The sequence below is a fragment of the Sivoneniella epilithica UHCC 1019 genome, from assembly GCF_040830845.1.
Lineage (GTDB): Bacteria > Cyanobacteriota > Cyanobacteriia > Leptolyngbyales > Leptolyngbyaceae > ULC077BIN1.
In genome coordinates this window covers 38,775-63,892 of sequence record NZ_JBFPDP010000017.1, presented here as the reverse complement: position 1 = coordinate 63,892, position 25,118 = coordinate 38,775, and the positions used below count along the sequence as shown (strand labels likewise).

The following is a 25,118-nucleotide window of genomic DNA, read 5'->3' as shown; positions in this document are numbered from 1 at the left end:
ATGCCGAATTGGGCTAAGATTCGCCCATAATATGCACCACTAACTCGCGGCTAGAACCCCGCTGGCGATGCTCCCATAGATAAATCCCCTGCCAAACCCCTAGCTGTAACCGACCGTTGGCAACGGGAATTTGCTCAGAGGTCTGGGTTAATACGGTGCGGATATGGGCAGGCATATCGTCAGCCCCTTCCGTACTGTGAATGTAGTTTTCCCACTCTGGCACTAGCTTGGCAAAAAAGTTTTCCAAATCCTTCAGCACATCTGGATCGGCATTTTCTTGAATCACTAAGCTGGCGGAGGTATGCCGTAGGAACAAGCTGCACAACCCAACCCTTACGCCTGACTGGACTACTACTGCCTGCACTTGCGAGGTGATTTTGCACAAAGATTTGCCCGTGGTTGAAATTCGCAGCGTTTGTTGATGCTGAGTCATTAGTGGCTAACCCCTCTTTTGGTTCAGAAGAATGCTTTATATTATTGTGTTTGATTATGGCGTGTTAAAAAAGCCGAGTATGGCTTGAGCAATATCGTGATTGCCGTCAGCGACTATTCCCTGGGGCTGGAAGGGAAGGGTGAGTGGCTCATGTAAAAACTCCCAGGTGCCTGTAAAAAACTCAGCGGGTTGCAAAATGCGGTGGGACACGTAGCTTTGGGTGGCACGCAGCAAAACGGGTGCTTCGGCAAAGTCATCGCGGGTGATAGAAATAATGGGTAGATTTTGGCGACACGCTTCGGAAAAGGTGCTGTAGCCCGGTTTGGAGATCATGCAGTAACAGAGTGGCATGACATCCACGGGGCGATATTCAGGACTGCTGAGTTTGATGAGGTTGGGCAGATTGGGAGCGTTGCGATCGAAGGTAAAAAACTGCCAATCGGCGAACTGTTCTAAGTTTTGATAGGGAATTTGTTCTAATCCTAAGCCGCCAAAGGTCAATAGAACAGTTTGTTCTTTTGGTGCGGTAAGATTTAAGGCTTGTTTTAGCTGATCTGGGCTGTATTGGGGAGTGCCGCCTGTGAAGCCGACATCGGTGATGTGGGGAAAGGCGCTCATAGGTTCGTGGAGGGGCAAGCGAAACAGGCGATCGCATTGGGCAAAACAGGCTTGAATCCACTCTACAATCTCGCCAAACTCCGGTAACTCCTCTTGCCATGCCTGATAAATAAAATCCCAGCCAAAGTTACTCATCATATAGCAAGGAATGTCGGCGGCTTTGGCGATCGCGGCTGCGAGGGGTGGCAAATCTGCCAGAATTAACCCCACCCGATTTTGTTTAATAAAATTGACTTCAGACGCAATGATAGAAACCTGACGCGCTTTCAACTCTTGCAGCTTTTTCACGGTGGCAGCTTGATCCATGGTGATGCTGTCGCTTTGAATCACGCCAATATCATAAGCACGGGGACGCAAGATGAAGTCGCCCGAAATATAGCCTTCTAGCAACCAGCGCGGAGCCGTAGTCACTAAAATCAGCAGCACGTCAGGACACAATCGCTGAATTTCGGCGGCAACCGCAGCAGCACGAGTGGCGTGTCCAAAGCCATGGTTGGTAATGGCGATGTAGAGGATGGGGCGCATGGAGGGCAAATGGCGAGGGGCAAATGGCGAGGGGCAAATGGCAAGGGGAATTTGTGTAGCGGTTCTATTAAGAGTGTTGCCCAGCGATCGCGATCGCTGGGTATCTGTTCATAGTGACATTGAACACTCTAAAACTCTGGTGCTGAAATGATTTGACTGAACGATAGGAGAGTTTGGCAATGAGCAAATCGGTTAAGGAGACAAAATATTTCGCAGTTGGTGAGCGCTATTTTCCAGCGTTTCCACTTGAGCCTCTAAAATTTCGAGGCGTTGAACAATGCGATCTCGTTTCTGTTCTAGGTTTTTTAGCTCATGCTCTAGGAGAGTTTTTTCAGTAACCAGCTTATAAATATCCAAGCAAGCCGCCGATTCTACTGGGGGGCAAGGCATCTTACTGGTTTGAGAAGAGTTGAGATTTTGAGAAAGTGGGGAACGCATAGATGATCCTGATAGAATACGCACCCTAGTTTTCCCACGTTGCATGAAGACTGCACAGCCATAGAGTTCAGATTTAGTTATGACAACAACCCGCTAGAAAATCTCCATTCGCTCAAACTTTATACAAAAGAGTGATCTTGCATTGTGTCTTCTTGCTTCATTAAGCTGCATTACGGTAATTGTTAAACTCTATTTCAAATTGGTCAGACTAGCGCTGTCAGCGCCCTTCGGATGAAAAGTCCGTGATAGTATGCTTTTTAGCTTTTACAACGATTTAGGAGAAAAGCTTTGGCACTACGCGTTGCAGTTGTCGGTGGCGGACCTGCGGGTTCCTCTACTGCGGAAGTTTTAGCAAAAGCTGGGATTGAAACCTATTTAATTGAACGCAAGTTAGACAACGTTAAGCCCTGCGGTGGTGCCATTCCGCTGTGTATGGTCAGCGAGTTTGATTTGCCCCCAGAGATTATCGATCGCCGAGTGCGAAAGATGAAGATGATCTCGCCCTCCAACATTGAAGTGAACATTGGCAGCACGTTGAAGGATGACGAGTACATTGGGATGTGCCGTCGAGAAGTACTAGACGGTTTTTTGCGCGATCGCGCTGAGAAGCTAGGCGCAAAGGTGATTAATGGTACTTTACACAAGCTTGAAATTCCCAGCAACGACACCGATTCCTATGTATTGCATTACGCTGACCACTCCAACGGTACGTTGGAAGGGGAACACAAGAAACTGAAGGTGGATTTGGTGGTGGGTGCAGATGGGGCAAACTCCCGGGTTGCTAAAGCGATTGATGCGGGTGATTACAACTACGCGATCGCCTTTCAAGAACGCATCCGCATTCCCGAAGACAAAATGGCGTATTACGAAGACCTCGCAGAAATGTATGTGGGTGATGATGTCTCCCCCGACTTCTACGCCTGGGTTTTCCCAAAATATGACCACGTTGCCGTAGGAACTGGCACCATGAAGCCCAATCAATCTCGGATTAAAGAACTGCAAAAAGGCATCCGTGAACGGGCAGCAGCCAAATTGCGCGGTGGCAAAATCATCCGAGTGGAAGCCCATCCTATTCCCGAACATCCCAGACCTCGCCGGGTGGTGGGTCGAGTCGCACTGGTAGGCGATGCGGCTGGCACAGTGACTAAATCGTCGGGTGAAGGCATTTACTTTGCGGCGAAATCGGGGCGGATGTGCGCTGAGGCGATCGTCGAGTTTTCGGAGCAAGGCACTCGCACCCCTACTGAGAAAGATCTCAAGGTTTACATTCAGCGATGGGATAAGCAGTATGGCATCACCTACCTGGTACTAGATCTGCTACAGCGCGTTTTCTATCGCACCGATGCGACCCGCGAAGCGTTTGTCGAAATGTGCGCCGATATGGATGTGCAAAAGCTCACCTTTGATAGCTATCTCTACAAAACAGTGGTTCCAGCGAATCCCTTGGTGCAGTTGAAAATTACGGCGAAAACGATTGGTAGCCTCATCCGTGGGAATGCTCTCGCGCCTTAAATTGGTTAGCAAATCTCACGCGATCGCAAGGGTGTACTTTACTGCGCCCTTGCTGCTTTTTAGGGTTGATTAGATCATTACAATGACCACTTCTCAGACTGATATCTGCCCCTTGCATACTTTAGAATTTGTCAGTTATTTGGGCGATTCTCACGAGGGATCTGCATCGCAGAATTGCGGCTTGCTGCCTAACCAGTTTCAGGGCAAAGTTGGAGTTTATGCTATTTTTAATGCCTCTAAAATCCTGCAATATATCGGCTACTCACGAGATATTTACTTAAGCCTAAAGCAACATCTTGTGCGGCAACCGCAGTCTTGCTACTGGCTGAAAGTGCAAACCATCGATCGCCCTAGCCGTACGGTTCTAGAAGGAATTCGGGATGCGTGGATTACCGAGAATAAGTCGGTGCCTGTGGGCAATGGAACTGATGCCGATGCATGGAATCAGCCGATTGATGTGAAGCAAACCATGACGGCTGAGGAACAGGCAAATTTTGATAATGCTATTAATGAAACTGCTCAAGTCAAAGTCCTAAAACAAGTGGCGCGACGAGTGGAAGCAGAGGTGCTGGAAACTTTGAAGAGTCGCGGAGTGCAAGAGGAAATTCGATTTAACCCCAAGCTGAAGGAAGAAGGGCTACTAGATCTCAAGTAATATCTACCTGTAAGCAGTGGTCAGCATGAAAAGATCAAGCTTTAGCCTGAGTAATCAGCAGCAATGCTAGAGAATAAGGTGCTAAAAGAAGTGCTTCTTGCTCTAGGGAATTGAACGATCGCTCGACTTGTTGAATGCCCTCTTCTCGCAGATAAACTAAAGATGCCGATAGGCTGTCAATTTGGGCAGCGGTTGGAACTATCCGAAGCTTGAGGCTAGCAGGCTTAGAGGATTTGTTGATTAATAATAAAGAACGGCGATCGTCTTGCTCTTGCCAAACAGCTAGTGCTTCCACCAACGGATGATTACTGGTTGTCAGCATTACTTTACCCACTAAATATTTGACTCCCCAGGCAAAAACAGTGGCGGCGGGACGTAATTTATTGTCGTTGTCGATCAACCCATAAATCCCATCTTTAAGATGCCAGGATGCTGCCATCTCGATTCCTGCTTCAGCCAAATGCTTCAGAACAGAGGCAAACCAAACGGCTCCAATATGAGTATTTTGACGATTTTCGCCAGAGTCCCAGGTGTAGTTAATGTTGTACTCGCTCAAAAATAGCGGTATTTTTCGTTGCGGAAGTTCCCTGGCTAATACGGCTCGAAGTCGTTGCACCTGTTGCCCATAGCTTGGAGTAGAAACCATAAGTTTGTCAGTCGATTCTTTGGCATCCCCTGAGGCATAGCCATGCCAGGAGATAAAGTCTACGTGGGAGCCACAGGTTCGCAAAAAACTAGAGAGCCTATTGGGTTCATCCCAAGTTAGGACAGGACCCCCTATTTTGATCTGATCGTCTTTCGCTTTCATCGCGATCGCGGCACTATTATAAATTTTCCAAAGTTCATCGAGCTTACCTGCCTTTTCGTAAGCCACATCTTTCTCGTTCAACGGTTCCCAATACCGAATGTTGCGCTGTTGACGTTGATTGAGGATTTCTACTAGCTCTGCACAAAAGGACGCATAGCGATCATAGTCGCGAGGGGCAAGCAATCCATCCGGGTTTTGAGCCATCCAATTGGGCCAACCCGGAATATTTTGAATCAGGATAGGACGTTGAGGATAGGAGGCATCATACCCTGCTTTAATTTTTGCTTCATCCCAGGTTTGTGTGCGTGAATTTGTCCAGCGATCGCATAACCCCGCATGATGAATCCGAATTAAACGAATATCCAAGTCAGCCAAATGCTTCTGATATGCCAAATCTGCCGCTGCTTTTGGGTCAGTAATTTCATAATCATTCGAGCCAAATAAAAGGGGCGTAGAATGGGCGACTACCGTTGCCCAATCCACATGCAGATCCACCGCCATCATTGAAGATGGATTTGAACGGGCAGAATGAGAGAGATAAGCCGCGACTCCGGCTGTCGTTGCGACTGTGCCACCCGAAGTGATCAGTTTCAGTACATCTCTACGGCGCATCGTTCTATGTTTTGACTAAAGTTTCGCTTGAAAGATGGGTATTTGAAAGATGGGTATAGGGTACAGATTTAGTGTTGACCGCATTGATGACTAACCCGATGAGTTTGGCACTATGTTGGGCTAGTTCACCCAGGCTATCATTTACCGGATTACGAAGACTTTCCCCAGGGCGAATCACTAGCAGAACGTTAGAAACAATCGTTGCCATCATCGCTGTTTCAGTGGACTGACTTACTGGAGCGCTGTCAACCAAAATGTAATCGTAGTCGTTCGTAGACTGTATGTCTGCCAGCGATCGCTCAAACTTTCCTCTTGTTGCGATATCCATAAATCTGCCACTTTGAGGCAGCGTTGGCATCAAGTCGAGGTTGGGTTGAATTTTTATAAACTTATTGTCAATTGACGAAGTATGACCCTGCCCAAATTGGGAACTAAGACCTGCTCGTTGAAAATCTCCATCGACGATTAGCACCCGAAAGCCTAAATCCGCTAAGGCGATCGCTAAGCCCAAGGTCACTGTCGTTTTCCCTTCTCCCATCATGGCGCTGGTCACTAACAAAGAACGGTTTTTTAAAGGCTGCAAGCTAACAGTAGAAGCAAGCCGCTGGAACTCCGCTGGATGTTCAGTATTTAGCTTAAGCCCTAGATTTGCAGACTTGAGTCGAGGAATGCTGACCACAAAAGGAAATTCAATAGCGTGCAAATCTTTAGGACTCAAGAGAGGATTACGGGCTTCCAGCAAAAGCACCAATGCCGCACTGCCTAAGAGCGCTGCCAGTAGAGCATTGATTGCAATGAGTGAAGTTTTTGGGCTAGAAGGCTTAGCATCTACTGTTGGCGGGTCAAGTACCTGCACATTAGGATACGCACTAAATGCGTCAATGCTAGACTGCTGTGCTTGGGCGGATAACCCCTTATAGAGACCTTCCGCCACCTCAGCCTGACGCTGCAACTCAAACAGGCGGGCTTGGTTTTGGGGTAAAGACCTTAAAACTGAATTAAGTTGTTGAATTTTTTGGGTTAGCTGGTTTGCCTGTTCCTGCTGTGCAACAGCCTCACCCTCCGCTAAAACGAGTTGCTGAATGAGTGTGGCTCGTCCCGCTGTACTAGCCGTAAGATTAGCATCGCCCTGTGTATTCCCCGATGCTTGGGCAATATATCCTTGAAGTTGTTGCTGTAGGGCATCCCGCTCTTCCCGCAGTCGTTGAAATCTTGGCATTGCCTCAGTATAAGTCGATTGCAGCTTTGCCAAGGAGACTTCTATTTCAGTTAATCGCCGTCGCACCGTCAAATAGTCTTGGTTTTCACCCAAATCTATTGACTGGATCGCTCGTTTGGAGTTCATACCGAGACGAGACGACAGAAATTTCGCGCGATCGCTACTGGCTTGAGCCTGCGCTTGAGCCTGCGCTTGCACCGTCGTAATAGCATTTAAAGTTTGGACGACCCCCTTAATTTGCTCATCGCTAGAAACTAAACCGGTCGTTTCCTTAAACTCCGCCAAGGCTTTTTGAGCATCCGCTAGTCTTATTTGAGCATCTTCCCGTTGCTTGCGGCTGAATTGCGATCGCTCTTCATTATTCACGCGGCGCAACTCATTTAATCGGTTTTGATAGGCTTTGATCAGTGATGCAGCCCGTTGTTTCGCCACCTCCGGGCTTGCACCCGTCACCGTCAAACGCATGATAGTCGTTTGTTCTTGCGGCGCTACTTTGAAGAACTTTGCGTAATCACGGGGTTTGTCCCCCGGTTTGTTTTGAGGGTCAGAGAGCCATGTTGCATCAAGCAAAGCCTCGCTCGTCAAAATGGACTGCTGCACCTTGAGGGGATTTAGTTGAGGTGAAAAATTGAGATCACTATTTTTAAGGGAACCCAACGTTCCAAGGTTTGCCTCTAAGTTGCTAGAGGAGGCTGGCAAGATCAATTGGGCACTGGAAGTCCATTCGCGAACGGATGTAGTCGCTACAAAAACCGCGATCGCAGCCACAACCGAATTTAGAACTACCAAAGGTAGCCAATGCCTTGCAACGATCGCACCCACTTTATTCATGAGACAATTACTACGTGATAGTTACAGCTAAACGCACTATGCCAGAAGCCTATCTGTTTTAAGAAAAGCATAGCTGAACCAAAAACTTTAACTCAGATATGTTTTAGATGCATATATTTAGATATGTTAGATGCGCACCTTGTCTTATGACTTCAGTAAGTTACACTTCAGCCATGTAATCTATCGACCATGGTAACGCATCACATATATTACCCTTAAACTTATGGTAGAGCGAGATAGGTTGTACTGTGTTTAGTCGCCAGAGCTTCTTTAAAGAAAAAACATAAAAAGTGTTTTTCCACACTGAATTTAGTAGTTTTTTCTACCCTTTTGGTGAATAGTTTGTCTAGCTCGCTAAAATCTTCCCAATACTCACCTACGAAATGCTTATAGAAATACTAAGCAGTGAGCCTACTAAAAAATAAGCTTTTAAGCAGATGCCTTAGAGCGATTATTAAGTCAATAAAGTGATGAACGTATTCAATTTCTTTGCGGGTTCTCCTAACTCTGATGCAGGAGCATCAAAGCTCGGTGCTTTATCCCGTACGGAAAAAGTCCTTTACTGGACAATTGTTTTAATGCCTGTTTGGTGGTTATTGGGCATACAGACTCTGTTTTATCCATTTGTTCTCATTGCTCTGCTCGTAACAAGCTTTAAATTCGATAAATTGATTCAGACTCCATTTCCTATGGCTATTTGGGCATGGTTTGCCATGTCTATGGTGATGCTCTGGACTGCGCTGCTAGGCATCAATGAAATGGGATTCAAGATCCTCACCCTTGCGGCAGCGATAGTGACCTTTTCTAAAAGTTACTTTTTAATTTTTGCGTGTTTGGCTATCCCCTTTTGGAGTGAAGTTAGAATCACAGTTATCACACGAGCGGTTGCTTGGCTATCTACTGGTTACTTGGGGACACTGGCAATTGAGATGATTTTACTGCCGGTGACGATTAATATGGAGCCAATATTGCCACCATTAGCACGCCTGATTCCAGCAGACAAAGGCAGTCTGACCATACAACTTGCCACAATGTCCTCTTTTTTCGGGGTTCCTTTGCCCAGGTCAATTCTCTACGTACCTGATCCACCAATTTTAGGTATTAGCGCTGTTATCTGCTTTATTATTTGTCTAGGTGAGCCAAATCGTCGTTTACGCCGTTGGTCTTTGGCAGGTTCTCTTGCCGCCTTAATTATTAGCTTTAGTCGTTCTTCTTGGCTTGCTTTACCTCTAGCATTATTAATTTCACTCAGCTTCAACAGTTCATTAACACGCCAACTTTCCCTATGGATCGCTTCCATGGTGTCATTACTGTCTAGTGTTTTAGGGCTGACGCTCGCCGATCTTGTGGAGAAACCTATGGAGGTTTTTGATAGCGCTCGTTCTGAATCTTCAGGAGAGCGATCGCTTGTTGTACGTAAAACGCTAGAAGCTTGGCTAGAGGCACCTTGGCTGGGATGGGGAGTCATTCGAGGTCAAGCCCACTTATATGAAGATGTTTATATCGGACTTGCGTCTTTTTCAACTTACTCTGCTGTCCTCTACCTTCACGGAGTGGTAGGGTTTAGCGTGTTTGTTGTGTCGCTAATCCTCACTCTCTGGTTTTTCTTTACCCCTGCTGTAAAGGGCAACCTATTATGCCGGAGAGCTTTTGGCTGTTTGATTGCTCTTTATTTAGGGCTGAATGCAACACCCCTCAGTTGGATGGCAGTCTATTTCTGGTACTTCTTTGTTTGGCTGGGCGTAATCATAAAAGAAGTCCACCAACAAAGCCCAATATCAAGCTGGGATGAGCTATCAAAGCATGGCTCTGCTGAGTGAATGGCTAGGGAATCCCAACACATCCAGATACTTTTGAACGCAGGTTTCTGGAGTAAATTGATCAAGCCAGGTTGGATCGACTTGCTTGTGATCGCCCGCCAAAACAGCCAAAATTGCTGTTGCCATTGCCTGACTATCACCTACTGGCGTGAGTGCGCCATATTTCCCATTTGCCAAAATTTCTGCGGGTCCACTTTTACAGTTCGTGGATACAACAGGGGTTCCGACTGCCATGGCTTCTACCAAAACATTTCCTAACCCTTCCCAAGCAGAAGACATCACAAACACTGCGGCTTTCGCCATATAAGCATAGGGATTTTGCACAAAACCAGGTAGCGCCACGTCATTTTCTAAACCAAGTTCACAAATTAGAGCCTTGAGTTTTGGCTCTTCTGGTCCAGTCCCTAAAATGACCAAACGGGCAGATTTTACTTGCCGTACCTGCTTGAAAGCATGAATTAGAGTTACGAAGTCCTTTTGAGCATGTAATCTGCCTACTCCCAAGATGACTGGCAGATTCCCTGATTGAAACCAGGGGTGATCAACGGGTTGCTTACCATCTGTCAATATTTTGGGGAAGACTAGTGGATTGTAAACAACCTGAATTTTCCTCGCGGGAATCCGGGTAACAGTCGCAAGGTCATTGGCGACCCCTTGCGAAACGGCTACCACCCCATCCGCCCATGGATAAAACAGTCTTGCCGCTAGTGGCGTTAATCGGACTGAAAGTTGTGAACTTTGCTGAGCCTCTAGAGAGAGAGTATTGTGTTCAGAGACAATGATTCGGGTGGGTACGCCAGCAATGCGCTTTGCTACAAGTGCGATTTCACACGGATAATGAAGAGCTGCCAATAAAGCAGTTGGACGCGCTTGTCGCAAATACTGTACTAGTTTGGGGAGACTGGCTGGCAACCACTGAGCTTTAAGATCAACAACATTCACTTCAGGGAATATCTGCTCTAGATAAGAACCTTCGGCTCTAGGTAACACAATATCTACCTTAAAACCCCGCTCAACAAAGCCGTGAGCTAGATTGAGGATCACTCGTTCGGCTCCACCCCCGTAGAGGCTCCGGATGAAAATTGCAATTTTAGGTGAAGACATAAGTAGTGAAAGCGCATAACAATTAACCTTAAATGCCTGCATTGGGAAAGTTCTGAAGTAAAAACAACAAAATTGGTGGCTAGCAAAAACCTAATGCATCCAGATATTTTTGAACACAGACTTCTGGAGTAAACTGATCAAGCCAAGCGGGATCAACTGGTTTGCGATCGCCAGCCAACACCTCCAAAATTGCCTTTGCCATCGCCTCACTATCCCCTACAGGTGTAAGTGCGCCATACTTCCCATTGGCTAAGATTTCATCAGGTCCACTTTTACAATTAGTCGAGACAATAGGAGTACCAACCGCCATCGTTTCAACTAACACGGTTGGCAACCCTTCCCAGGCAGAAGACAAAACAAATACGGCAGATTTAGTGACATAAGCGTAGAGATTTTTTACAAATCCTGGGAGAGCAACCTTATCCGTCAAACCCAATTCATTAATCAAAGCAGTCAACTGATCTTGATCGGGTCCTTCCCCAAAAATCATCAGCCGCGCAGGTCGAACTTTTTGAACTTGAGCAAACGCACGAATTAAGGTTGCGAAATCTTTTTGCGGATGCAATCTGCCAGCGGCAATAATTACAGGGGGCTGATCCGGTTCAAACCAGGGATGATCGATTGGCTCACTTGCCGCATCAAATAACTCAGGAACAAGAATAGGATTATGAATGACTTGAATGCGCTCCATTGGGATGTGTGTAACTTGAGAAAGGTCAGCAGCAACTCCTTTTGAAGTAGCAATAATCCCGTCAGCCCACGGGTAAAAAAACTTTGCAGCCAATGGAGTCGCCCGGACTGAGAGTTGTGATGTTTCCTTAGCTTCAACAGAAAGAGTATTTTGCTCAGAAACGATAATCCGGGTGGATACACCCGCAAGGCGCTTTGCCAAAATCGCAATTTCACAAGGATAGTGCAAGGTTGCCAACAAAGCCGTTGGACGTGCTTGTCTTAAATACTGCACTAGCTTGGGAAGACTGGCTGCCACCCAAGGGGTTTTAAGATCAACTACAGTGGCTTCGGGCGGCACCTGATCCAAGTAGGGACCTTCGGCTCTAGGAAGGACTATATCAACTTTGTAACCTCGCTGAACAAAACCACGAGCAAGATTGATAGTGATGCGTTCTGCTCCGCCGCCATAGAGACTACGGATGAAAAGTGCAATGTCAGGTGAAGTTACAGACATTTATAAAGCCTCGGTTAATGGGTGAATATTACCTTTCTATAAAGGAGTGAGATTGATTAGCTAGACAATCCACAAAAGTTCATGTAGTTGTTGTGTTTAGAAAAGCCTTATAAATATCTACGCACTAATTTTAGGAGTCAATTAAGAGCTATTTCCAGCGCGCTTGCTTATGATCCAGTCTTTAGCTTGGGTTGCTAAAACTCGATATTTACAAAATTGGCTTGGAGAAATTACGTAAACACCAACGAAATAAATCAAGGTAAACAGAATCGGTCTAAAAACAAAGGGTAGATAGAATGAAAGTGCTAGGGCTGGAATGGTGATAAAGGTAGGTGTGAAACAAGGAATTAAGAACTTTTTCAGTGACCAACCTAACACTTTGCAGCCCATCCACCACCAATAAAGTGTCCAGCCAATTCCTAAAATTAAGGCGACCGCAATACTAACTCCAAGAATACCGCCAGTATGGGCACCTACTACGAAGCCAATCACAGCGATCGGGGCAATGTGAAGATTAACCTTTGCATTCACCTTCGGCAGCCCTTTGGCAGAAAGCATATTATTCAACGGAGTATTAATCACGCGGAAGTAAGCAAAAACAAGCAGCCAGGGTATTATTGTGGCTATTGGTATCCACTTTGAACCGAATATTAAAGCAATTGAATTTTCATTAATAATTAAAAAAAATAGAGCATACAAAGGCGCGGTTAAGAAAGCAATTTGCTCAACAACTTTATAAAGGACATCTTCTTGCTGTTTGTCATCAGATAGCTGAGCAAAAATGGGCATTCCTAACTGACTAATGACTGAGTTGAAAACTGTCGATAATGCCATAGTCAACTGGTACGCTAGGCTGTAATAACCTAACATTGCACTACCTAAAAACTTGCCAACAGCAAAGTTATCAAGGTTAGCATTGGCATAAAAGCCAAGGTTAGACTTCACAGTAGCTAGACAATATGAAACAACTTCATCCCTTACTTCGGGCAAAAGCTTAATGCGATAGCGCCGACCTGAATAATGCTTGGCTAAAATACAACCCGTTATCCAGCCAGTTGTATCCCCAATGGCGAAAGACCAATAACTCAAACCCAATACAGCGGAAATTATTGTAGATAAAAGCCGAGCAACACCACTGATCAGACTGATATTAGCAAGTTCTCGATATTGCATCTGACGGGTCATCACGCCTGTATAGACGTAATAAAGTGAAGACAGCACAATGTTCAGAGAGAATGCAATTAAAAGCTGAGTTACACTTGGCTCATTGAAAAAGTTTCCTACCAACGGCGAAACCGCTACCATTATGAACGCAAATATTAGTCCAATGCTTAAACTGACCGTGTAAGCAGCGTTCAAAAAGTGAGGATCTTCAACCCCTTTGTAAATAATAAAAGCTCCGGCTGTATCTTGTGTAAAAAGGGTAAAGAAAGACCAAAAAACATAGACGATGCCGATAACGCCAAATTCCTTTGGGGATAGTAATCGCGCTAATACTAAGCTGCTAATGAGTGAAAAAAAACGTGTAGCAAAGGTGCCAAAGGTTATCCAAAAACCACCCTTAAGAAGCGATTTTGGCTTCATTTTTTGATCCTTCTATTTAGCGAATTCATCAACATAATGCCTGTTTAAATTCATTTTTAGAACTTTATCAGGACAACTTTATGTCTGCTTTTTAGAATTCAGAGTTTGCTTGATTATAGGCTTAATCAACGGTGCAAACTTTACGGAGAGTAGGGTCAAGAGCGATCGCGGATCACGCACAAAAATTGAACGATCTGCCGCCCAAGCCTGTTGAATGAATTGCCTCGCTTGTTCAGTATCGCCTGCGGTTAAAGCTAAGCGAGCCAGATAGCGATACATATAGGCATAAGCGGTTGGCAGCATCGGCTCAACTATCTCTGGAGAACGTTTATAGGCAGCTTGAATCACTCGTTCAGAACACTGCTGCATTTGCGCCACGTTAAACGAGAGTCCAGAAGGACGCACCCGGTAATAACATAGAGCTTTTGACTCTCTGTGAAACTGCCAATTTTGGGTTGCGGCAATCCTTAACCAGAAATCTATATCCTCTGAGCTACGCAACGTTTCATCGAAATAACCCATTTCATCAAATAAGCAACGGCGAAGAACGGCATTAGAGCCATGACCAATGAAGTTTTTACATAGTAAAGCCAAGAGTGGATCAGCGTAAATCGGTTTTCCGCTGAGGTATATTAATACAAGGTGCCCATCATCACGCATAATTTGCGAGGCACTATAGACCACTCCAACGTGCGGCGATTGATCTAATTTAGCGACATGATTCGCTAACTTGTCTGGCGCATAAGCATCATCGCTGTCTAGAAGGGCAATATAATCTGCACGGGAATGTTGGATACCATAATTACGAGCCGATGAAAGCCCGCCGTTCTGCTTTTGCAGAAGTTGAAAGCGATAATCATTTTGACAAAATGGTTTAACCAATTCAGCCGTATCGTCTGTGGAACCATCGTCAACAATCAGCACTTCAAAATCCTGAAAGGACTGCATCTTTAAAGAGTTAAGTGCAGCCTCAATATAGGAACGCACATTATAAGCAGGAACAATAACACTAACCTTTGGAATAGTAGACATAATAAACTCTGAGTTTTACATTTCAAGGGTAGTGGCACTGTTCTATCTAACTAATTCAGTGAATTTTCTAGACAGCTATTTAGAGGAGTCTACGGCAGTTCACATTAGCGAATTTTCTAAAGCAACATTCAAAATCTTATTATCTAAATAATCTAAAACTTCTTTATCTACTGTAATATCAAATTTCCTTGCAAAGTGACTATCACTTTGAGTGATGGATGAATAGTCATGAATGGTAAGAGTATGAGGACGACCATCACGAGTTTGAGAAAAATCGAAATATCGCTTGGGGTCATTCTGAAGATTGAGCGATCGATTATTGGCTAGGATAGTTTGTATAAATGACTCGTCTGATACACAAACTCCTTTGTAGTATTCCACGACCTCTGGGTTTTCAAGATAGAAATCATACAAATAATTCACACATTTTTTGGATAAAGTGCAGAAAAAAGAACCGCCATAGCAATTGAAATCTTCCGTAAACGGCGGGTTGATTCGAGTCCCCAACATGCTGTATGAAAGATTGATTCTGAAAAAAGGCTGGATATAATTGACTACTTTAATTGGATTAAGAAATTTAACTAGCCGTTCAGACAAGGGGCTAGAAAATTTCTGATATCTGTAGAAATAGCGACTGTTTCCTTCTCTTCTACTCCAATGGCTCTCCTCAGAAAAAACTCTGAAAAATTCTAGAAAACCATCACAACTGGTTTTTGCGAGAAATTCTTCAACCTTATGAAGTGGCTGAACCGGATAATCTTGCCCTGAAAGATTGATTAGCCAATCAAAATTAAAATCGTTTGTTCTTAGCCATTCCACTGCATCCAAGTAACCTTGGACTATATCAAACGTTCCTCGACCGCCTTTACCAGAAATCACATGCACCTTTGGCAGTTGATTTAATGCTTCTGCATTCAAGTTGCAAGCTGTAAAATCATGACTAACAACGATATAAGCATCCGGGCTTAAACGGTTCATCGTGTGAACTAGCCTATAGATTTGTTCTTGACATCTATGCGTTTGAATGAGGTAGCAAATTTTCATAGATAGTTCCTGGCAGAATTGAGTTGTTGCAGGTGAGGTCAAGGCTTTAATATCGCAGTCCTAATGATTAAATAGGACTGCGACATAGCTTATTTAAGAAGGTTTGTCTCATTAAGATTGACTAACGACAGATTTTCTATCATTCAAGCTAGAGCTATCAACTCTAGAACTACTAGATGCTGGTGAATTCCGTATGTTTGCGGAGAAAGTTGTAAATCTATATAAAAGGACTTGAAGTACAAAGGCTGGGTTTCCTAAAAGGTAACGAACTGCAAGTCTTTTTGGCTCTTTATATAGACGGTATAACCATTCAAGTCCCATATTTGAAAGAACTGTGGGGCAGTCTAATACGGCTCCTGCTAACCGATCAATGACTGCACCGCCCGGCATAATCACGTTGACATCAAGGCGATCGCGATGCTGCTGAATCCAGTGTTCTTGAATTGGCATTCCCATACCCACAATGAGAATGTTAGGTTTCATGCTATTAATTTGTTGGACAATTGCCTCATTTTGAGCAGCGTCTTCCTTCTGGAAGTAGCCGTGATGTCCAGCAACCTTAATATTTGGATATTGCTGTCGCATTTGGACAAGTGCTGCCTGCAAATATTTAGGCTTCGACCCCAAAAGAAAGATGGAGAGGTTGTTATGATCGCAATATTCGAGCAGTTTTGGCATCAGAATCGTGTACGATGCTCGGTACTCAATCGGCAACTCTTCTCCCATGAAACGGGCTGCTTTCAAAATACCCATACCGTCGCAGTGGACAATATCAGAATCTTGCAAAAAACTGTAAAACCATGGAAGCTGCACCGACAAATTGAAGCTGTGTACGTTGTAATTTGCAACGATAATTTTTTTTCTTTCGAGACACGCTGAAGCGATCGCGGCAACAATTGTTTCAGCAGTCATAAATGTAATTCGCCGACCCAAAAGATTGACATCAACTCTGGGTGAAACTTTTAAGCTTTGAACGTTTAAGTGTGCTGACTTCATAGGTTTGGCATCATAAATGTATAAAATCGGGCATTGTCGAGCAATAAATTTACATTGGTTCAGGAACATCATTATCTGAAATCAAGTCAAGCAAGGAACACGAAAGTTCAACATAAAGCTTTATGCTCAGTTCATTAAAATTGAGGATGTAGCCGAAAATACAAAGAATTTTGAAAAGTTATTGACCTTATCTGCATATCTTAGTTAAGCCGGGTAATAGACCTTTCAATTACCTTTCATCTTCAAATTTCTCACCTATTCCCTAAAACTACTAGGGTATTCATAGAAAATTCACTGTGCGCTAGCGTTCACACAGTTTGGCTTTTCCCGCTCATGGGAGCCGATGCAGTATGCCATAGTATTTCTACGCAATTTGAGAGGTTCTAAGAACTGTGAGGTTTATGTAAAGACAGTTCTTAGAAATCTTTAAAGCGATGCCCAATCCATGAGTTCCAAAGTTGCCTCTGTGTAGCCCACCTATTGTGATTGCCACCAATGCTCGAAGCTAGGATTCAACCATAAAACAAGGAAGCTAGAAAGTGCAATCTAGCTTCCCTAATGTTTAGCAATTGAAGGCTGCTCCAAATTTTCTTAGAATGCTGGCTTATGGCGAATGAGATTCAAAAATTCCTCGCGAGTTTTTTGCTGTTCTTGAAACACACCGACCATGGCGCTAGTTACTGTCCAAGAGCCAGGTTTTTGTACCCCTCGCATCACCATACACATGTGAGTTGCTTCCATTACCACCGCCACCCCTTGGGGCTCCAAAATCAACTGAACAGCTTCAGCAATTTGACGAGTTAAACGCTCCTGCACCTGCAAGCGACGAGAATACATTTCTACAATCCGTGCCAGTTTGCTCAAACCTACCACTTTTTGATTAGGAATGTAAGCAACATGAACTTTGCCCATAAATGGCAGCATGTGATGTTCACACAGGCTAAAAGCATCAATATCTCGCACTAAAACCATCTCGTTATGACCTTCGTTGAAAATAGCGCCATTGACGAGTTCTTCTAGTGATTGATGATAGCCGCTGGTTAAAAACCGCATTGCCTCAGCGACGCGCTTTGGTGTTTTAAGCAAACCTTCTCGTTCTGGATCTTCACCCACTCCAAGCAGCATAGTTCTCACAGCTTGCCGCATCTCATCATGTTGCTCGTCTGAGGGAGTATGCAGTTTTGGCTCTTGGGCACCATCTAAAGTATTGCGGTCAGGACGGAGTTCTAGATTTTTAGGAATCTCAACAGCCAGGCTGTTAGAGTCACCGATGGAACCGTTAGAAGCAGTATTCATAATAAAGTCAGAATTTAATGACATGAAAGTGGATCAATCAACAGGGAAAACGGGTACTAGTGAAGGTTAGCCAGTTGGAAAATTAGAACGTCCCAGCGTTAGACATTAGGATTAGCTCTTCTACAACTGCTTGTTCCGGTAAGAGCGCCGTGTAGAGAATCGACTGGGCAACAATTTCGGGGGTCAACATGTGCGATCGCTCAAAATCTGCTTGAACCGTGTCGGTATCCCAAATAGGCGTATTGACAGAACCCGGAGAAATTGTAACGACTCGAATGCCATTGGCTCGTTCTTCGATCGCAAGGGTTTTGGAAAGTGCTACCAAGCCAAATTTGCTGACACAATAAGCGCCCCAATTTGCAAACGCTTGATGACCTGCAACAGACGCAATATTAATAATGGTTCCGGTTTGGCGTTGGCGCATTCCAGGTAGCACTGCTTGAATGCACTGAAACACACTAGTCAGGTTCAGATCTAAAACCGTTTGCCAATCTGAAAGAGGCGTATCTTGGAGGGTGCCTGTATAACCCATGCCAGCATTGTTAACTAGGATATCGATCGCGCCAAAATCTTGGGCGATCGCAGTAATCTGTTCACTCACCTCAGCCACATTTGCCAAATCAACCGAATAGGCTTTTGCAGTGACACCATAGTCCATAGCTGCCTTGGCAACTTCTGCCAATTTGGATTGACTACGACTCACAAGAGCAACATGAATACCGTTTTCAGCAAATGCATGAGCCGTTGCTTTACCAATTCCACTACTTGCCCCAGTAATCAGAGCGCGCCGTTCTTGAGCCATAATGAAACACTCAATGTTCTACGTCATATAAAGATCGTTCAGCAGACTCCTCAAACATTTCTAGCTTGAGGTAAAGTTGTTAGCGCCATGAATCCCTAATTAAAGAGAGACAAGATCTATGGACTAACACGCTGCTCTGACTTTGACAGGTGTATCTGCTGATCGAGGAATAGCCTTGAACTAGACTCAGAGGTGAGCTAAACATAATTTGGCTAGCTCATTACTGCTATCTCATAAGCATCCCTGGTTGACAGGCTGATAAATCCTCTTTGCTCTTTTGGGTTAAAGAGTAATCCAGAGAAAATAAGAGATTGTAAACAAATGTAACTTATTTAGTATATCACTCAAGCCGATCGGCTGTGTGGACATAATTTTATTTTTAAGCAGATATAGCAGTACAAGGAAAGGTCAGGACAACAACCGCCCGTTATTCCTTATTTCCCAAGGATCTTTGTGTTCTAACCTATTCATCCGTTGCTATAGCTCTGTAAATACGCCGATCGCCCGAAATTTTTGATAACGCAGATCGTGGCGCTGTTGAATGGTCAATCGACTAAGTTCGTCTAAATGCTTGATTAAGCAGGTCTTTAAAGTCTCCGCTGCGCTGAGTGGATCGGCATGGGCACCGCCAATTGGCTCTGGCAAGATCTCGTCGATAATGCCCAGAGACTTTAGATCCGTAGAGGTGATTTTGAGCGCATTTGCGGCTTGAGGAGCTTTTGCTGCATCTCGCCAAAGAATAGCGGCGCACGCTTCAGGCGGAGCCACACTATAGACGGAATGTTCAAACATGAGCAGGCGATCGCCCACTCCAATTCCTAACGCGCCGCCAGAACCACCTTCGCCAATAACTGTGCAAATAATCGGCACTTCAAACTTAAACATTTCTCGCAGATTGAAAGCGATCGCTTCACCTTGACCAAAGGCTTCTGCATCCAATCCAGGCCACGCGGCGGGCGTATCAATAAACGTTAAAATCGGCATTCCAAAGCGATCGGCATGTTCCATTAACCGCAAGGCTTTCCGGTAACCGCCAGGAGATGCCATCCCAAAATTTCGAGTGATATTGTCTTTCGTATCGTGTCCTTTTTGTTGCCCTAACATGACAACTGGACGACCTGCAAACCGAGCAACCCCTGCCACCATCGCTGGATCATCAAATCCGCCGCGATCGCCATGAAGCTCCATCCACTCATCACTAATTGCCTGAATATAGTCCAACGTACCCGGACGACGCGGATGACGAGCAACTTGCAACCGCTGTAACGGAGACAAATTACTAAAAATCTCTTGACGAAGTTGCACAGCCCTTGACTCTAAATGACGGATCTCACCAGATACATCAACGTCATTCTCATCCGCAAGTTCCCGGATTTGGACAATCCTAGACTCCAACTCTGCTAAGGGTTTTTCAAAATCTAAAAGAATTAGCTTACGTTCAGTCGTTACCATAGCCACCAAAGACAATAGAACCTATTAAAAACTTGACTTTAGATATAGAAAGTTCCGATCAAAAAAGGATTAGAGATTAAAAGGAACAGAATTTGCTCACACTCTCTATTCCTCCATCATCTCATTAACCTTGACGGATTCTTCAAGCCCTGTCCTTACGAATCTAATAAAGGTCTGAAGCCATGCTTCACTGAGGCATGACCAATTTGATCCATTTTTTCTACCGTAATGCGATTGCGCCCCCAAGAAAAATTGGTATACCACTTTTCAAATTCCAACAGCATCGATTCTGCAAAGCACGCAAAGAGTTGACGACCGGGTACATCCATATTGACAATTTTCATGATTTTCCAGTCAATATCCAGAGAATGCTCCACAATTCCCCCGTTCAAGATATGAACTCCAGGTCGTTGCACTCTAGTTGCCAGGTTTTTAGGATAGCCACCATCAATCAATAAACAAGGCTGCTTTAAAGTATTAGGGTCAATTTCAACCCCTTTAGGCATACTGGCAACCCAAACAATAATGTCCGCCTTAGGCAAAGCCTCGTTCAAATCCATAATTTTGCCGCGTCCCAATTCAGCTTGAAGGTCATGCAAGCGTTCTTGATTGCGAGCGATTAACAGAATCTCGGCAACATCCGTGCGTGCGTTCAGCCATCGACATACTGCACTACCGATATCTCCAGTTGCTCCACAAACAGCAACCGTTGCTTTAGAAAGCTCAATGCCTAGCGTGGGAGCCAATTGTTCAAGTTGGCGACAGATAATGTATGCGGTGTGAGTATTTCCGGTGGTAAAGCGTTCAAACTCCAGCTTGACGTTTCGCACCTGTTGAATTTGTTGTAGATTAAAGTTTTCAAAAATGATAGAAGAGAACCCACCTAGGGCTGTAATATCAATGCCATGCTTTTGAGCATGAGCCATCGCGTTAATAATTTTGCGGGTAGCTGCTTTAATCCGACGATTTGCTAGCATTTCTGGCAGAAAGCAAGATTCTACATATTTACCGTAGATCGTTTGTCCTGTAATGCTTGTGACAGTAATATCATCCACAATTTGAGGGGGAGCGCTACACCAAAAATCGAGTCCTTGATTAGCATATTCTGGGTAGCCCAGTTCATTCGCCACGGACTGAGCATGTTCCAGGCTGGTAAGGTGACCGATAAGACCAAACATTCGCTAGTTTTTCTTGAGGTGAATTGTGATTAAAACAAACCGTTAAATTTTAGTGTTATAAAAACTTATAAAAACGGCAGCATGAGTCAAGGTATATCAGATTACATGTGAATTTGGCTATCAGTAATGAGAGTCGCCTAGTTTTAGGTCGTTAACTTTTTTAATAAATTCCATAGATAAGCAAGATGTGACTTTCTTGAACTATCTATTAAGACTGTCCAGACTCTACCTTCTTCTAGTGGCTTCTAATGGAAATCGGAGATGAGCGATCGCCCATCTCCAAGGCAACTTCAACTAAATTGCTGCCAGCCCCATCGCCGATAGCCGCATCACATCTCGGTTTGTAAAACCAATATTGCTCAGCGCCTCACCATACTGAATCATAAAGTCTTCGACTAATGCTTCTTTTTCCATTCCAAGAACGCGAGCATCATCTTCAACTTGATTAAGCATTTGCCAAACAATCGGAAGGTTTTGTCGATTGGCAGTTTCTAATTCGGTTTTTGAGTCCTCAAAGTGAGCTTTTAGCCATTCCTCGCCAAAGTTTAGATGGCTATATTCATCCTTAACAACGTTTTCAGTAATCTTCCGAGCAAAATCATCGGCTACTGGGATGTAGATGTTGTAGGCTGCGATCGCAAAACACTCAATAATTAGTGATTGAATTAGTAAGCAGGTGACGATGTTACCCCGACTTGCGGCATCTTGAAAATTGCAATGCAGTTGGGAGAAAAACTGTCCCGCAAACTCCATATCTGGAGTCACACTTAAGTTGCGTCCACAGGCTTCAAAGCCCTTCTTATGGCGACTTTCCATCTTTGCTAGGCTATGTAACTGATCCTTACTATCAGGAAGGAAGTCGGCTAGCTTTGTGTAGTTCTCATGGGCTTCCTGCTCACCCTCAATTACAATGGCGTTAATTCGACTATAAGCGTCTTGGTAAGACTCACTCCGAAAGTCGATTGCGGCACTAGCCTCAAGCTGCGGCATAAATTACTTTCTCCTCAGAATGCAGCCGATAGTTAATCGGCGTTGGAATAGTAGGCGGAAAATTCAAGCTGGAAAAATAACCGAGCATGGCGCGTAACAGATACGTTTGTCCGTTTGCTTGTATCACTCTAGCGTTTTCCTGATGGGAAACCGTGAATTCCAATGAGAATATCATTGGATAACCTAAGTTAAACAATCAAGCCTTGCTTAGTGCGTTTCACCTGAATAGAAAAGCATGAAAAAAGAAAAAATAGGTTTCTATTGATGCGATCGCTCAAATCAAATCTTACCGGACTCTTCTCATTCCCTATACATTTAACTTCATAATGACTTCAAAAAAATCACACTATTGACAGCAATTTACACACTTTCAATAGTTTTTTGAACTGATTTGTCTCATATTGGCTGCCAAAAGTATTGGCTGCCAAAAGAGAACCCGCAGATGAATGAGTCTGCTGTAAGATCGAAAACTGGGCAAGATCCAAATCTGCGCGAACTGCAAATCATTAACCTGTGTACCCTTAATGCCTACTCTTCCTCGTCGTTACCATATCACTACCTTCGGCTGTCAGATGAATAAAGCTGACTCTGAGCGAATGGCTGGCATTCTAGAAAATATGGGCTTTGCATGGACAGAAGAACCCAACGACGCTGATTTGATTTTGTACAACACCTGCACCATTCGAGATAATGCAGAGCAAAAAGTCTATTCCTATCTGGGGCGACAGGCAAAACGCAAACAAGAAGACCCTCACCTAACCCTCATTGTGGCAGGGTGTGTTGCCCAGCAAGAAGGAGAGAAACTATTGCGGCGCGTCCCTGAACTGGATCTAGTCATGGGACCTCAACATGCCAATCGCTTGCAAGATTTATTAGAACAGGTTTTAGCTGGTAGTCAGGTTGTTGCCACCGAGCCGATTCATATTATTGAAGACATTACCAAGCCCCGCCGAGACAGTACGGTTACCGCTTGGGTGAATGTGATCTATGGCTGCAATGAGCGCTGTACTTATTGCGTGGTGCCTAATGTTAGAGGTGTTGAGCAGTCGCGCACCCCAGACGCTATTCGAGCCGAAATGGAGACGTTGGGGCATCAGGGTTATAAAGAGATTACCCTCTTGGGACAAAATATTGATGCCTATGGGCGTGATTTGCCGGGTTCAACCCTCGAAGGCAGGCATCGACATACCCTGACTGATTTGCTTTACTATGTCCACGATGTTTCTGGTGTGGAACGAATTCGGTTTGCCACTAGCCATCCTCGCTACTTTACCGAACGTTTGATTCGTGCTTGTGCGGAACTGCCAAAAGTGTGTGAGCATTTTCACATTCCCTTTCAATCAGGCGATAACGACTTGCTGAAGGCAATGGGGCGGGGCTATTCCCAGGAAAAATACCGCCGCATTATTGACACGATCCGCCATCTGATGCCGGATGCTGCACTTAGTGCGGATGTGATTGTGGGATTTCCGGGAGAAACAGAACAGCAGTTTGAGAATACACTCAGGCTGGTTGAAGAAGTTGGTTTTGATTTGATTAATACTGCTGCCTATTCTCCGCGCCCCGGAACTCCCGCTGCCGTATGGGAAAACCAGTTGAGCGAGGAGGTTAAGAGCGATCGCTTACAGCGGTTGAACCATCTGATGTCGATCAAGGCAATGGAGCGATCGCAGCGTTATTTGGGACGGATTGAAGAAATTTTGGTAGAAGAGCAGAACGAGAAAAACCCAACTCAAGTTATGGGGCGAACTCGTGGTAATCGGTTGACCTTTTTTCCGGGCGAAATTCAAGCGTTCAAAGGAAAACTCGTGAAGGTGCAAATTACCGATGTGCGAGCATTTAGCCTAACGGGTGAAGTTTTAGTGCCCGTTATTTCTTAAAAGGGAGGTAAATCACAGGATGCCAACTTTGGCGAAGCAAGTCTGCGGTGAAGCTTGGAACTGACATTTTGAGAAACTGATTTCTAGCGCTATGGCATACGGCGATCGCGCTGACATCTGGTTCTAGCGACGCTTTCAAAATTTCGGCAACCGCAGATCCAGACAGTATTGCAGCTTCAACCTGTAAATTTAAACGAACTAATTCTGCCTTCACCATTGCTAGTTCTGCTTGAGCCGCCTGAATTTTTGGCTCCTGTGGAATCCCCCGTCGATCCACATCATCAACCACCCAACAGACAGAGCACGCCTCCAACACTCGATTGGGCTGGCTAACATGCTGTTTAATTTGCTCAATCAAATACCTCGCCGCTTCCGAACCATCATAAGGCAGCATTAAATAGCGAAATAAGTGTTGACAGCGTAGCGCTAACTCTTCTGTCGTGTAGGTAGAAATTAACTGGGGGCGTAGTGCCAGAATGGGAGTAGAAGTACGTTCATAAAGAGCGATCGCAGTGCTACCAAAGATTTTTTCTGCAAGCACATTTCTAATAGGCGTACCCACAACAATCAAATCACTTTGAACCTCTTTGGCAACCTTCAAAATCGTGTCCGTCGGACGACCACATTCAACCACAACTTTTACATCCATTCCCATAGGTACTTGAGTCAGCGCAACGCTCAAGTGATCGCGAGCATCACTCATTTTGCTCTCATCCACCCGTGGAATAACTCCGCTCTCATTCAGCGGCACACAATGTAGAAATGTGACTTGCTGAACGCCCGCGATCTCCAAATTAGGAACAAAATTAACTAACCGTTGGAGTCCATCCGAAAAATCTGTACAAATGATTAAACGCCGAAACATATAACTAATGCCAGCGACAGCAACTTACACTTAAGTGCACTTACCCTAACATTTTACCGACTCTATAAACAGACGAAAAACGTTGATCCATTACCAGAAGAAATAAAACTGCACCTAACCATGTTTAACAGCTAGGGCACAATATTAATAAAAGATAAAGAAATAAAGTTTAGAGGAAAAGCTTAGAAAAGTCTGCAAGGTCAATATTGTAAGAACCGTAAGAGATTGGCACCCACCC

Annotated in this window: 23 protein-coding genes; 5 read left to right on the top strand and 18 right to left on the bottom strand. The window is 44.6% G+C overall.

Features of this window, described 5'->3' with window-relative positions:
- Nucleotides 1-13: 13 nt before the first annotated feature.
- Both AB3R30_RS12555 and AB3R30_RS12550 read right to left on the bottom strand, forming a co-directional pair.
- Entirely contained in the window at nt 14-433 is a 420-nt protein-coding gene (locus tag AB3R30_RS12555; RefSeq protein WP_458649530.1) for a secondary thiamine-phosphate synthase enzyme YjbQ, read from the bottom strand.
- Nucleotides 434-487: 54 nt separating this feature from the next.
- Nucleotides 488-1,576, bottom strand: a complete 1,089-nt coding sequence (locus tag AB3R30_RS12550) for a glycosyl transferase (RefSeq protein WP_458649529.1) — start codon at nt 1,574-1,576, stop codon at nt 488-490.
- On the opposite strand from AB3R30_RS12550, the gene AB3R30_RS12545 reads away from it, so the two are divergent.
- On the top strand, nt 1,575-1,727 hold the full coding sequence (locus tag AB3R30_RS12545) for a hypothetical protein (protein WP_458649528.1): 153 nt from the start codon (nt 1,575-1,577) through the stop codon (nt 1,725-1,727). The genes AB3R30_RS12550 and AB3R30_RS12545 overlap by 2 nt on opposite strands.
- A 41-nt stretch (nt 1,728-1,768) precedes the next feature.
- On the opposite strand, the gene AB3R30_RS12540 is transcribed toward AB3R30_RS12545, so the two are convergent.
- Nucleotides 1,769-2,014, bottom strand: a complete 246-nt coding sequence (locus AB3R30_RS12540; RefSeq protein ID WP_458649527.1) for a hypothetical protein — start codon at nt 2,012-2,014, stop codon at nt 1,769-1,771.
- A gap of 288 nt (nt 2,015-2,302) precedes the next feature.
- Here AB3R30_RS12540 and chlP point away from each other — a divergent pair, with 288 nt between their 5' ends.
- Nucleotides 2,303-3,526 carry a geranylgeranyl reductase gene (gene chlP / locus AB3R30_RS12535; protein WP_458649526.1) on the top strand — a complete coding sequence of 408 codons (1,224 nt, stop codon included), beginning with the start codon at nt 2,303-2,305 and terminating at the stop codon, nt 3,524-3,526.
- An 82-nt stretch (nt 3,527-3,608) separates the two neighbouring features.
- Nucleotides 3,609-4,181 carry a GIY-YIG nuclease family protein gene (locus AB3R30_RS12530; protein WP_458649525.1) on the top strand — a complete coding sequence of 191 codons (573 nt, stop codon included), beginning with the start codon at nt 3,609-3,611 and terminating at the stop codon, nt 4,179-4,181.
- A gap of 34 nt (nt 4,182-4,215) precedes the next feature.
- Here AB3R30_RS12530 and AB3R30_RS12525 read toward each other — a convergent pair whose 3' ends face one another.
- A complete protein-coding gene (locus tag AB3R30_RS12525; protein ID WP_458649524.1) occupies nt 4,216-5,601 on the bottom strand; it encodes a GH39 family glycosyl hydrolase in 1,386 nt (461 codons plus the stop codon).
- A 4-nt stretch (nt 5,602-5,605) separates the two neighbouring features.
- Nucleotides 5,606-7,651, bottom strand: a complete 2,046-nt coding sequence (locus AB3R30_RS12520; RefSeq protein ID WP_458649523.1) for a GumC family protein — start codon at nt 7,649-7,651, stop codon at nt 5,606-5,608.
- A 470-nt stretch (nt 7,652-8,121) separates the two neighbouring features.
- Between AB3R30_RS12520 and AB3R30_RS12515 the strand changes: the two genes are divergently transcribed.
- Nucleotides 8,122-9,471 carry an O-antigen ligase family protein gene (locus tag AB3R30_RS12515; RefSeq protein WP_458649522.1) on the top strand — a complete coding sequence of 450 codons (1,350 nt, stop codon included), beginning with the start codon at nt 8,122-8,124 and terminating at the stop codon, nt 9,469-9,471.
- Here AB3R30_RS12515 and AB3R30_RS12510 read toward each other — a convergent pair.
- From AB3R30_RS12510 to AB3R30_RS12455, 12 genes are all read right to left on the bottom strand, one after another.
- Complete coding sequence (locus AB3R30_RS12510) at nt 9,448-10,575, bottom strand: glycosyltransferase (protein ID WP_458649521.1); 1,128 nt, start codon at nt 10,573-10,575, stop codon at nt 9,448-9,450. The genes AB3R30_RS12515 and AB3R30_RS12510 overlap by 24 nt on opposite strands.
- A gap of 79 nt (nt 10,576-10,654) precedes the next feature.
- Entirely contained in the window at nt 10,655-11,761 is a 1,107-nt protein-coding gene (locus tag AB3R30_RS12505; RefSeq protein WP_458649520.1) for a glycosyltransferase, read from the bottom strand.
- A gap of 141 nt (nt 11,762-11,902) precedes the next feature.
- Nucleotides 11,903-13,345 carry a lipopolysaccharide biosynthesis protein gene (locus AB3R30_RS12500; RefSeq protein ID WP_458649519.1) on the bottom strand — a complete coding sequence of 481 codons (1,443 nt, stop codon included), beginning with the start codon at nt 13,343-13,345 and terminating at the stop codon, nt 11,903-11,905.
- A 78-nt stretch (nt 13,346-13,423) separates the two neighbouring features.
- Nucleotides 13,424-14,377 (bottom strand): glycosyltransferase family 2 protein, encoded by a 954-nt coding sequence (locus tag AB3R30_RS12495; RefSeq protein ID WP_458649518.1) that lies wholly within the window; start codon nt 14,375-14,377, stop codon nt 13,424-13,426.
- A 99-nt stretch (nt 14,378-14,476) separates the two neighbouring features.
- Nucleotides 14,477-15,421 carry a beta-1,6-N-acetylglucosaminyltransferase gene (locus AB3R30_RS12490; RefSeq protein WP_458649517.1) on the bottom strand — a complete coding sequence of 315 codons (945 nt, stop codon included), beginning with the start codon at nt 15,419-15,421 and terminating at the stop codon, nt 14,477-14,479.
- A gap of 111 nt (nt 15,422-15,532) precedes the next feature.
- Complete coding sequence (locus AB3R30_RS12485; protein ID WP_458649516.1) at nt 15,533-16,417, bottom strand: WecB/TagA/CpsF family glycosyltransferase; 885 nt, start codon at nt 16,415-16,417, stop codon at nt 15,533-15,535.
- A gap of 591 nt (nt 16,418-17,008) precedes the next feature.
- Nucleotides 17,009-17,713, bottom strand: a complete 705-nt coding sequence (gene folE, locus AB3R30_RS12480; protein ID WP_458649515.1) for a GTP cyclohydrolase I FolE — start codon at nt 17,711-17,713, stop codon at nt 17,009-17,011.
- 82 nt (nt 17,714-17,795) lie between these two features.
- Nucleotides 17,796-18,515 (bottom strand): SDR family oxidoreductase, encoded by a 720-nt coding sequence (locus tag AB3R30_RS12475; RefSeq protein WP_458649514.1) that lies wholly within the window; start codon nt 18,513-18,515, stop codon nt 17,796-17,798.
- A gap of 477 nt (nt 18,516-18,992) precedes the next feature.
- Complete coding sequence (locus tag AB3R30_RS12470; protein WP_458649513.1) at nt 18,993-19,967, bottom strand: acetyl-CoA carboxylase carboxyltransferase subunit alpha; 975 nt, start codon at nt 19,965-19,967, stop codon at nt 18,993-18,995.
- A gap of 155 nt (nt 19,968-20,122) precedes the next feature.
- Nucleotides 20,123-21,145 carry a long-chain acyl-[acyl-carrier-protein] reductase gene (locus AB3R30_RS12465; RefSeq protein WP_458649512.1) on the bottom strand — a complete coding sequence of 341 codons (1,023 nt, stop codon included), beginning with the start codon at nt 21,143-21,145 and terminating at the stop codon, nt 20,123-20,125.
- Between the two features lie 294 nt (nt 21,146-21,439).
- On the bottom strand, nt 21,440-22,135 hold the full coding sequence (locus AB3R30_RS12460) for an aldehyde oxygenase (deformylating) (RefSeq protein ID WP_458649511.1): 696 nt from the start codon (nt 22,133-22,135) through the stop codon (nt 21,440-21,442).
- Entirely contained in the window at nt 22,122-22,310 is a 189-nt protein-coding gene (locus AB3R30_RS12455) for a hypothetical protein (RefSeq protein ID WP_458649510.1), read from the bottom strand. Before AB3R30_RS12455 ends, AB3R30_RS12460 begins: the two co-directional genes overlap by 14 nt.
- A 349-nt stretch (nt 22,311-22,659) precedes the next feature.
- Between AB3R30_RS12455 and miaB the strand changes: the two genes are divergently transcribed.
- The gene (gene miaB / locus AB3R30_RS12450) at nt 22,660-24,015 is read left to right on the top strand and encodes a tRNA (N6-isopentenyl adenosine(37)-C2)-methylthiotransferase MiaB (protein WP_458649509.1); all 1,356 of its coding nucleotides are present in this window, start codon (nt 22,660-22,662) and stop codon (nt 24,013-24,015) included.
- On the opposite strand, the gene AB3R30_RS12445 is transcribed toward miaB, so the two are convergent.
- Complete coding sequence (locus AB3R30_RS12445; RefSeq protein ID WP_458649508.1) at nt 24,005-24,880, bottom strand: universal stress protein; 876 nt, start codon at nt 24,878-24,880, stop codon at nt 24,005-24,007. The genes miaB and AB3R30_RS12445 overlap by 11 nt on opposite strands.
- Nucleotides 24,881-25,118: the final 238 nt, after the last annotated feature.

Excerpts from the sequence above, each read along its gene's own strand:
- AB3R30_RS12555 (WP_458649530.1), bottom strand. The coding sequence starts at position 433 with ATGACTCAGCATCAACAAACGCTGCGAATTTCAACCACGGGCAAATCT.
- AB3R30_RS12545 (WP_458649528.1), top strand. The coding sequence starts at position 1,575 with ATGGAGGGCAAATGGCGAGGGGCAAATGGCGAGGGGCAAATGGCAAGG.
- AB3R30_RS12550 (WP_458649529.1), bottom strand. The coding sequence starts at position 1,576 with ATGCGCCCCATCCTCTACATCGCCATTACCAACCATGGCTTTGGACAC.
- AB3R30_RS12540 (WP_458649527.1), bottom strand. The coding sequence starts at position 2,014 with ATGCGTTCCCCACTTTCTCAAAATCTCAACTCTTCTCAAACCAGTAAG.
- AB3R30_RS12530 (WP_458649525.1), top strand. The coding sequence starts at position 3,609 with ATGACCACTTCTCAGACTGATATCTGCCCCTTGCATACTTTAGAATTT.
- AB3R30_RS12525 (WP_458649524.1), bottom strand. The coding sequence starts at position 5,601 with ATGCGCCGTAGAGATGTACTGAAACTGATCACTTCGGGTGGCACAGTC.
- AB3R30_RS12520 (WP_458649523.1), bottom strand. The coding sequence starts at position 7,651 with ATGAATAAAGTGGGTGCGATCGTTGCAAGGCATTGGCTACCTTTGGTA.
- AB3R30_RS12515 (WP_458649522.1), top strand. The coding sequence starts at position 8,122 with ATGAACGTATTCAATTTCTTTGCGGGTTCTCCTAACTCTGATGCAGGA.
- AB3R30_RS12510 (WP_458649521.1), bottom strand. The coding sequence starts at position 10,575 with ATGTCTTCACCTAAAATTGCAATTTTCATCCGGAGCCTCTACGGGGGT.
- AB3R30_RS12505 (WP_458649520.1), bottom strand. The coding sequence starts at position 11,761 with ATGTCTGTAACTTCACCTGACATTGCACTTTTCATCCGTAGTCTCTAT.
- AB3R30_RS12500 (WP_458649519.1), bottom strand. The coding sequence starts at position 13,345 with ATGAAGCCAAAATCGCTTCTTAAGGGTGGTTTTTGGATAACCTTTGGC.
- AB3R30_RS12495 (WP_458649518.1), bottom strand. The coding sequence starts at position 14,377 with ATGTCTACTATTCCAAAGGTTAGTGTTATTGTTCCTGCTTATAATGTG.
- AB3R30_RS12490 (WP_458649517.1), bottom strand. The coding sequence starts at position 15,421 with ATGAAAATTTGCTACCTCATTCAAACGCATAGATGTCAAGAACAAATC.
- AB3R30_RS12485 (WP_458649516.1), bottom strand. The coding sequence starts at position 16,417 with ATGAAGTCAGCACACTTAAACGTTCAAAGCTTAAAAGTTTCACCCAGA.
- folE (WP_458649515.1), bottom strand. The coding sequence starts at position 17,713 with ATGAATACTGCTTCTAACGGTTCCATCGGTGACTCTAACAGCCTGGCT.
- AB3R30_RS12475 (WP_458649514.1), bottom strand. The coding sequence starts at position 18,515 with ATGGCTCAAGAACGGCGCGCTCTGATTACTGGGGCAAGTAGTGGAATT.
- AB3R30_RS12470 (WP_458649513.1), bottom strand. The coding sequence starts at position 19,967 with ATGGTAACGACTGAACGTAAGCTAATTCTTTTAGATTTTGAAAAACCC.
- AB3R30_RS12465 (WP_458649512.1), bottom strand. The coding sequence starts at position 21,145 with ATGTTTGGTCTTATCGGTCACCTTACCAGCCTGGAACATGCTCAGTCC.
- AB3R30_RS12460 (WP_458649511.1), bottom strand. The coding sequence starts at position 22,135 with ATGCCGCAGCTTGAGGCTAGTGCCGCAATCGACTTTCGGAGTGAGTCT.
- AB3R30_RS12455 (WP_458649510.1), bottom strand. The coding sequence starts at position 22,310 with ATGATATTCTCATTGGAATTCACGGTTTCCCATCAGGAAAACGCTAGA.
- miaB (WP_458649509.1), top strand. The coding sequence starts at position 22,660 with ATGCCTACTCTTCCTCGTCGTTACCATATCACTACCTTCGGCTGTCAG.
- AB3R30_RS12445 (WP_458649508.1), bottom strand. The coding sequence starts at position 24,880 with ATGTTTCGGCGTTTAATCATTTGTACAGATTTTTCGGATGGACTCCAA.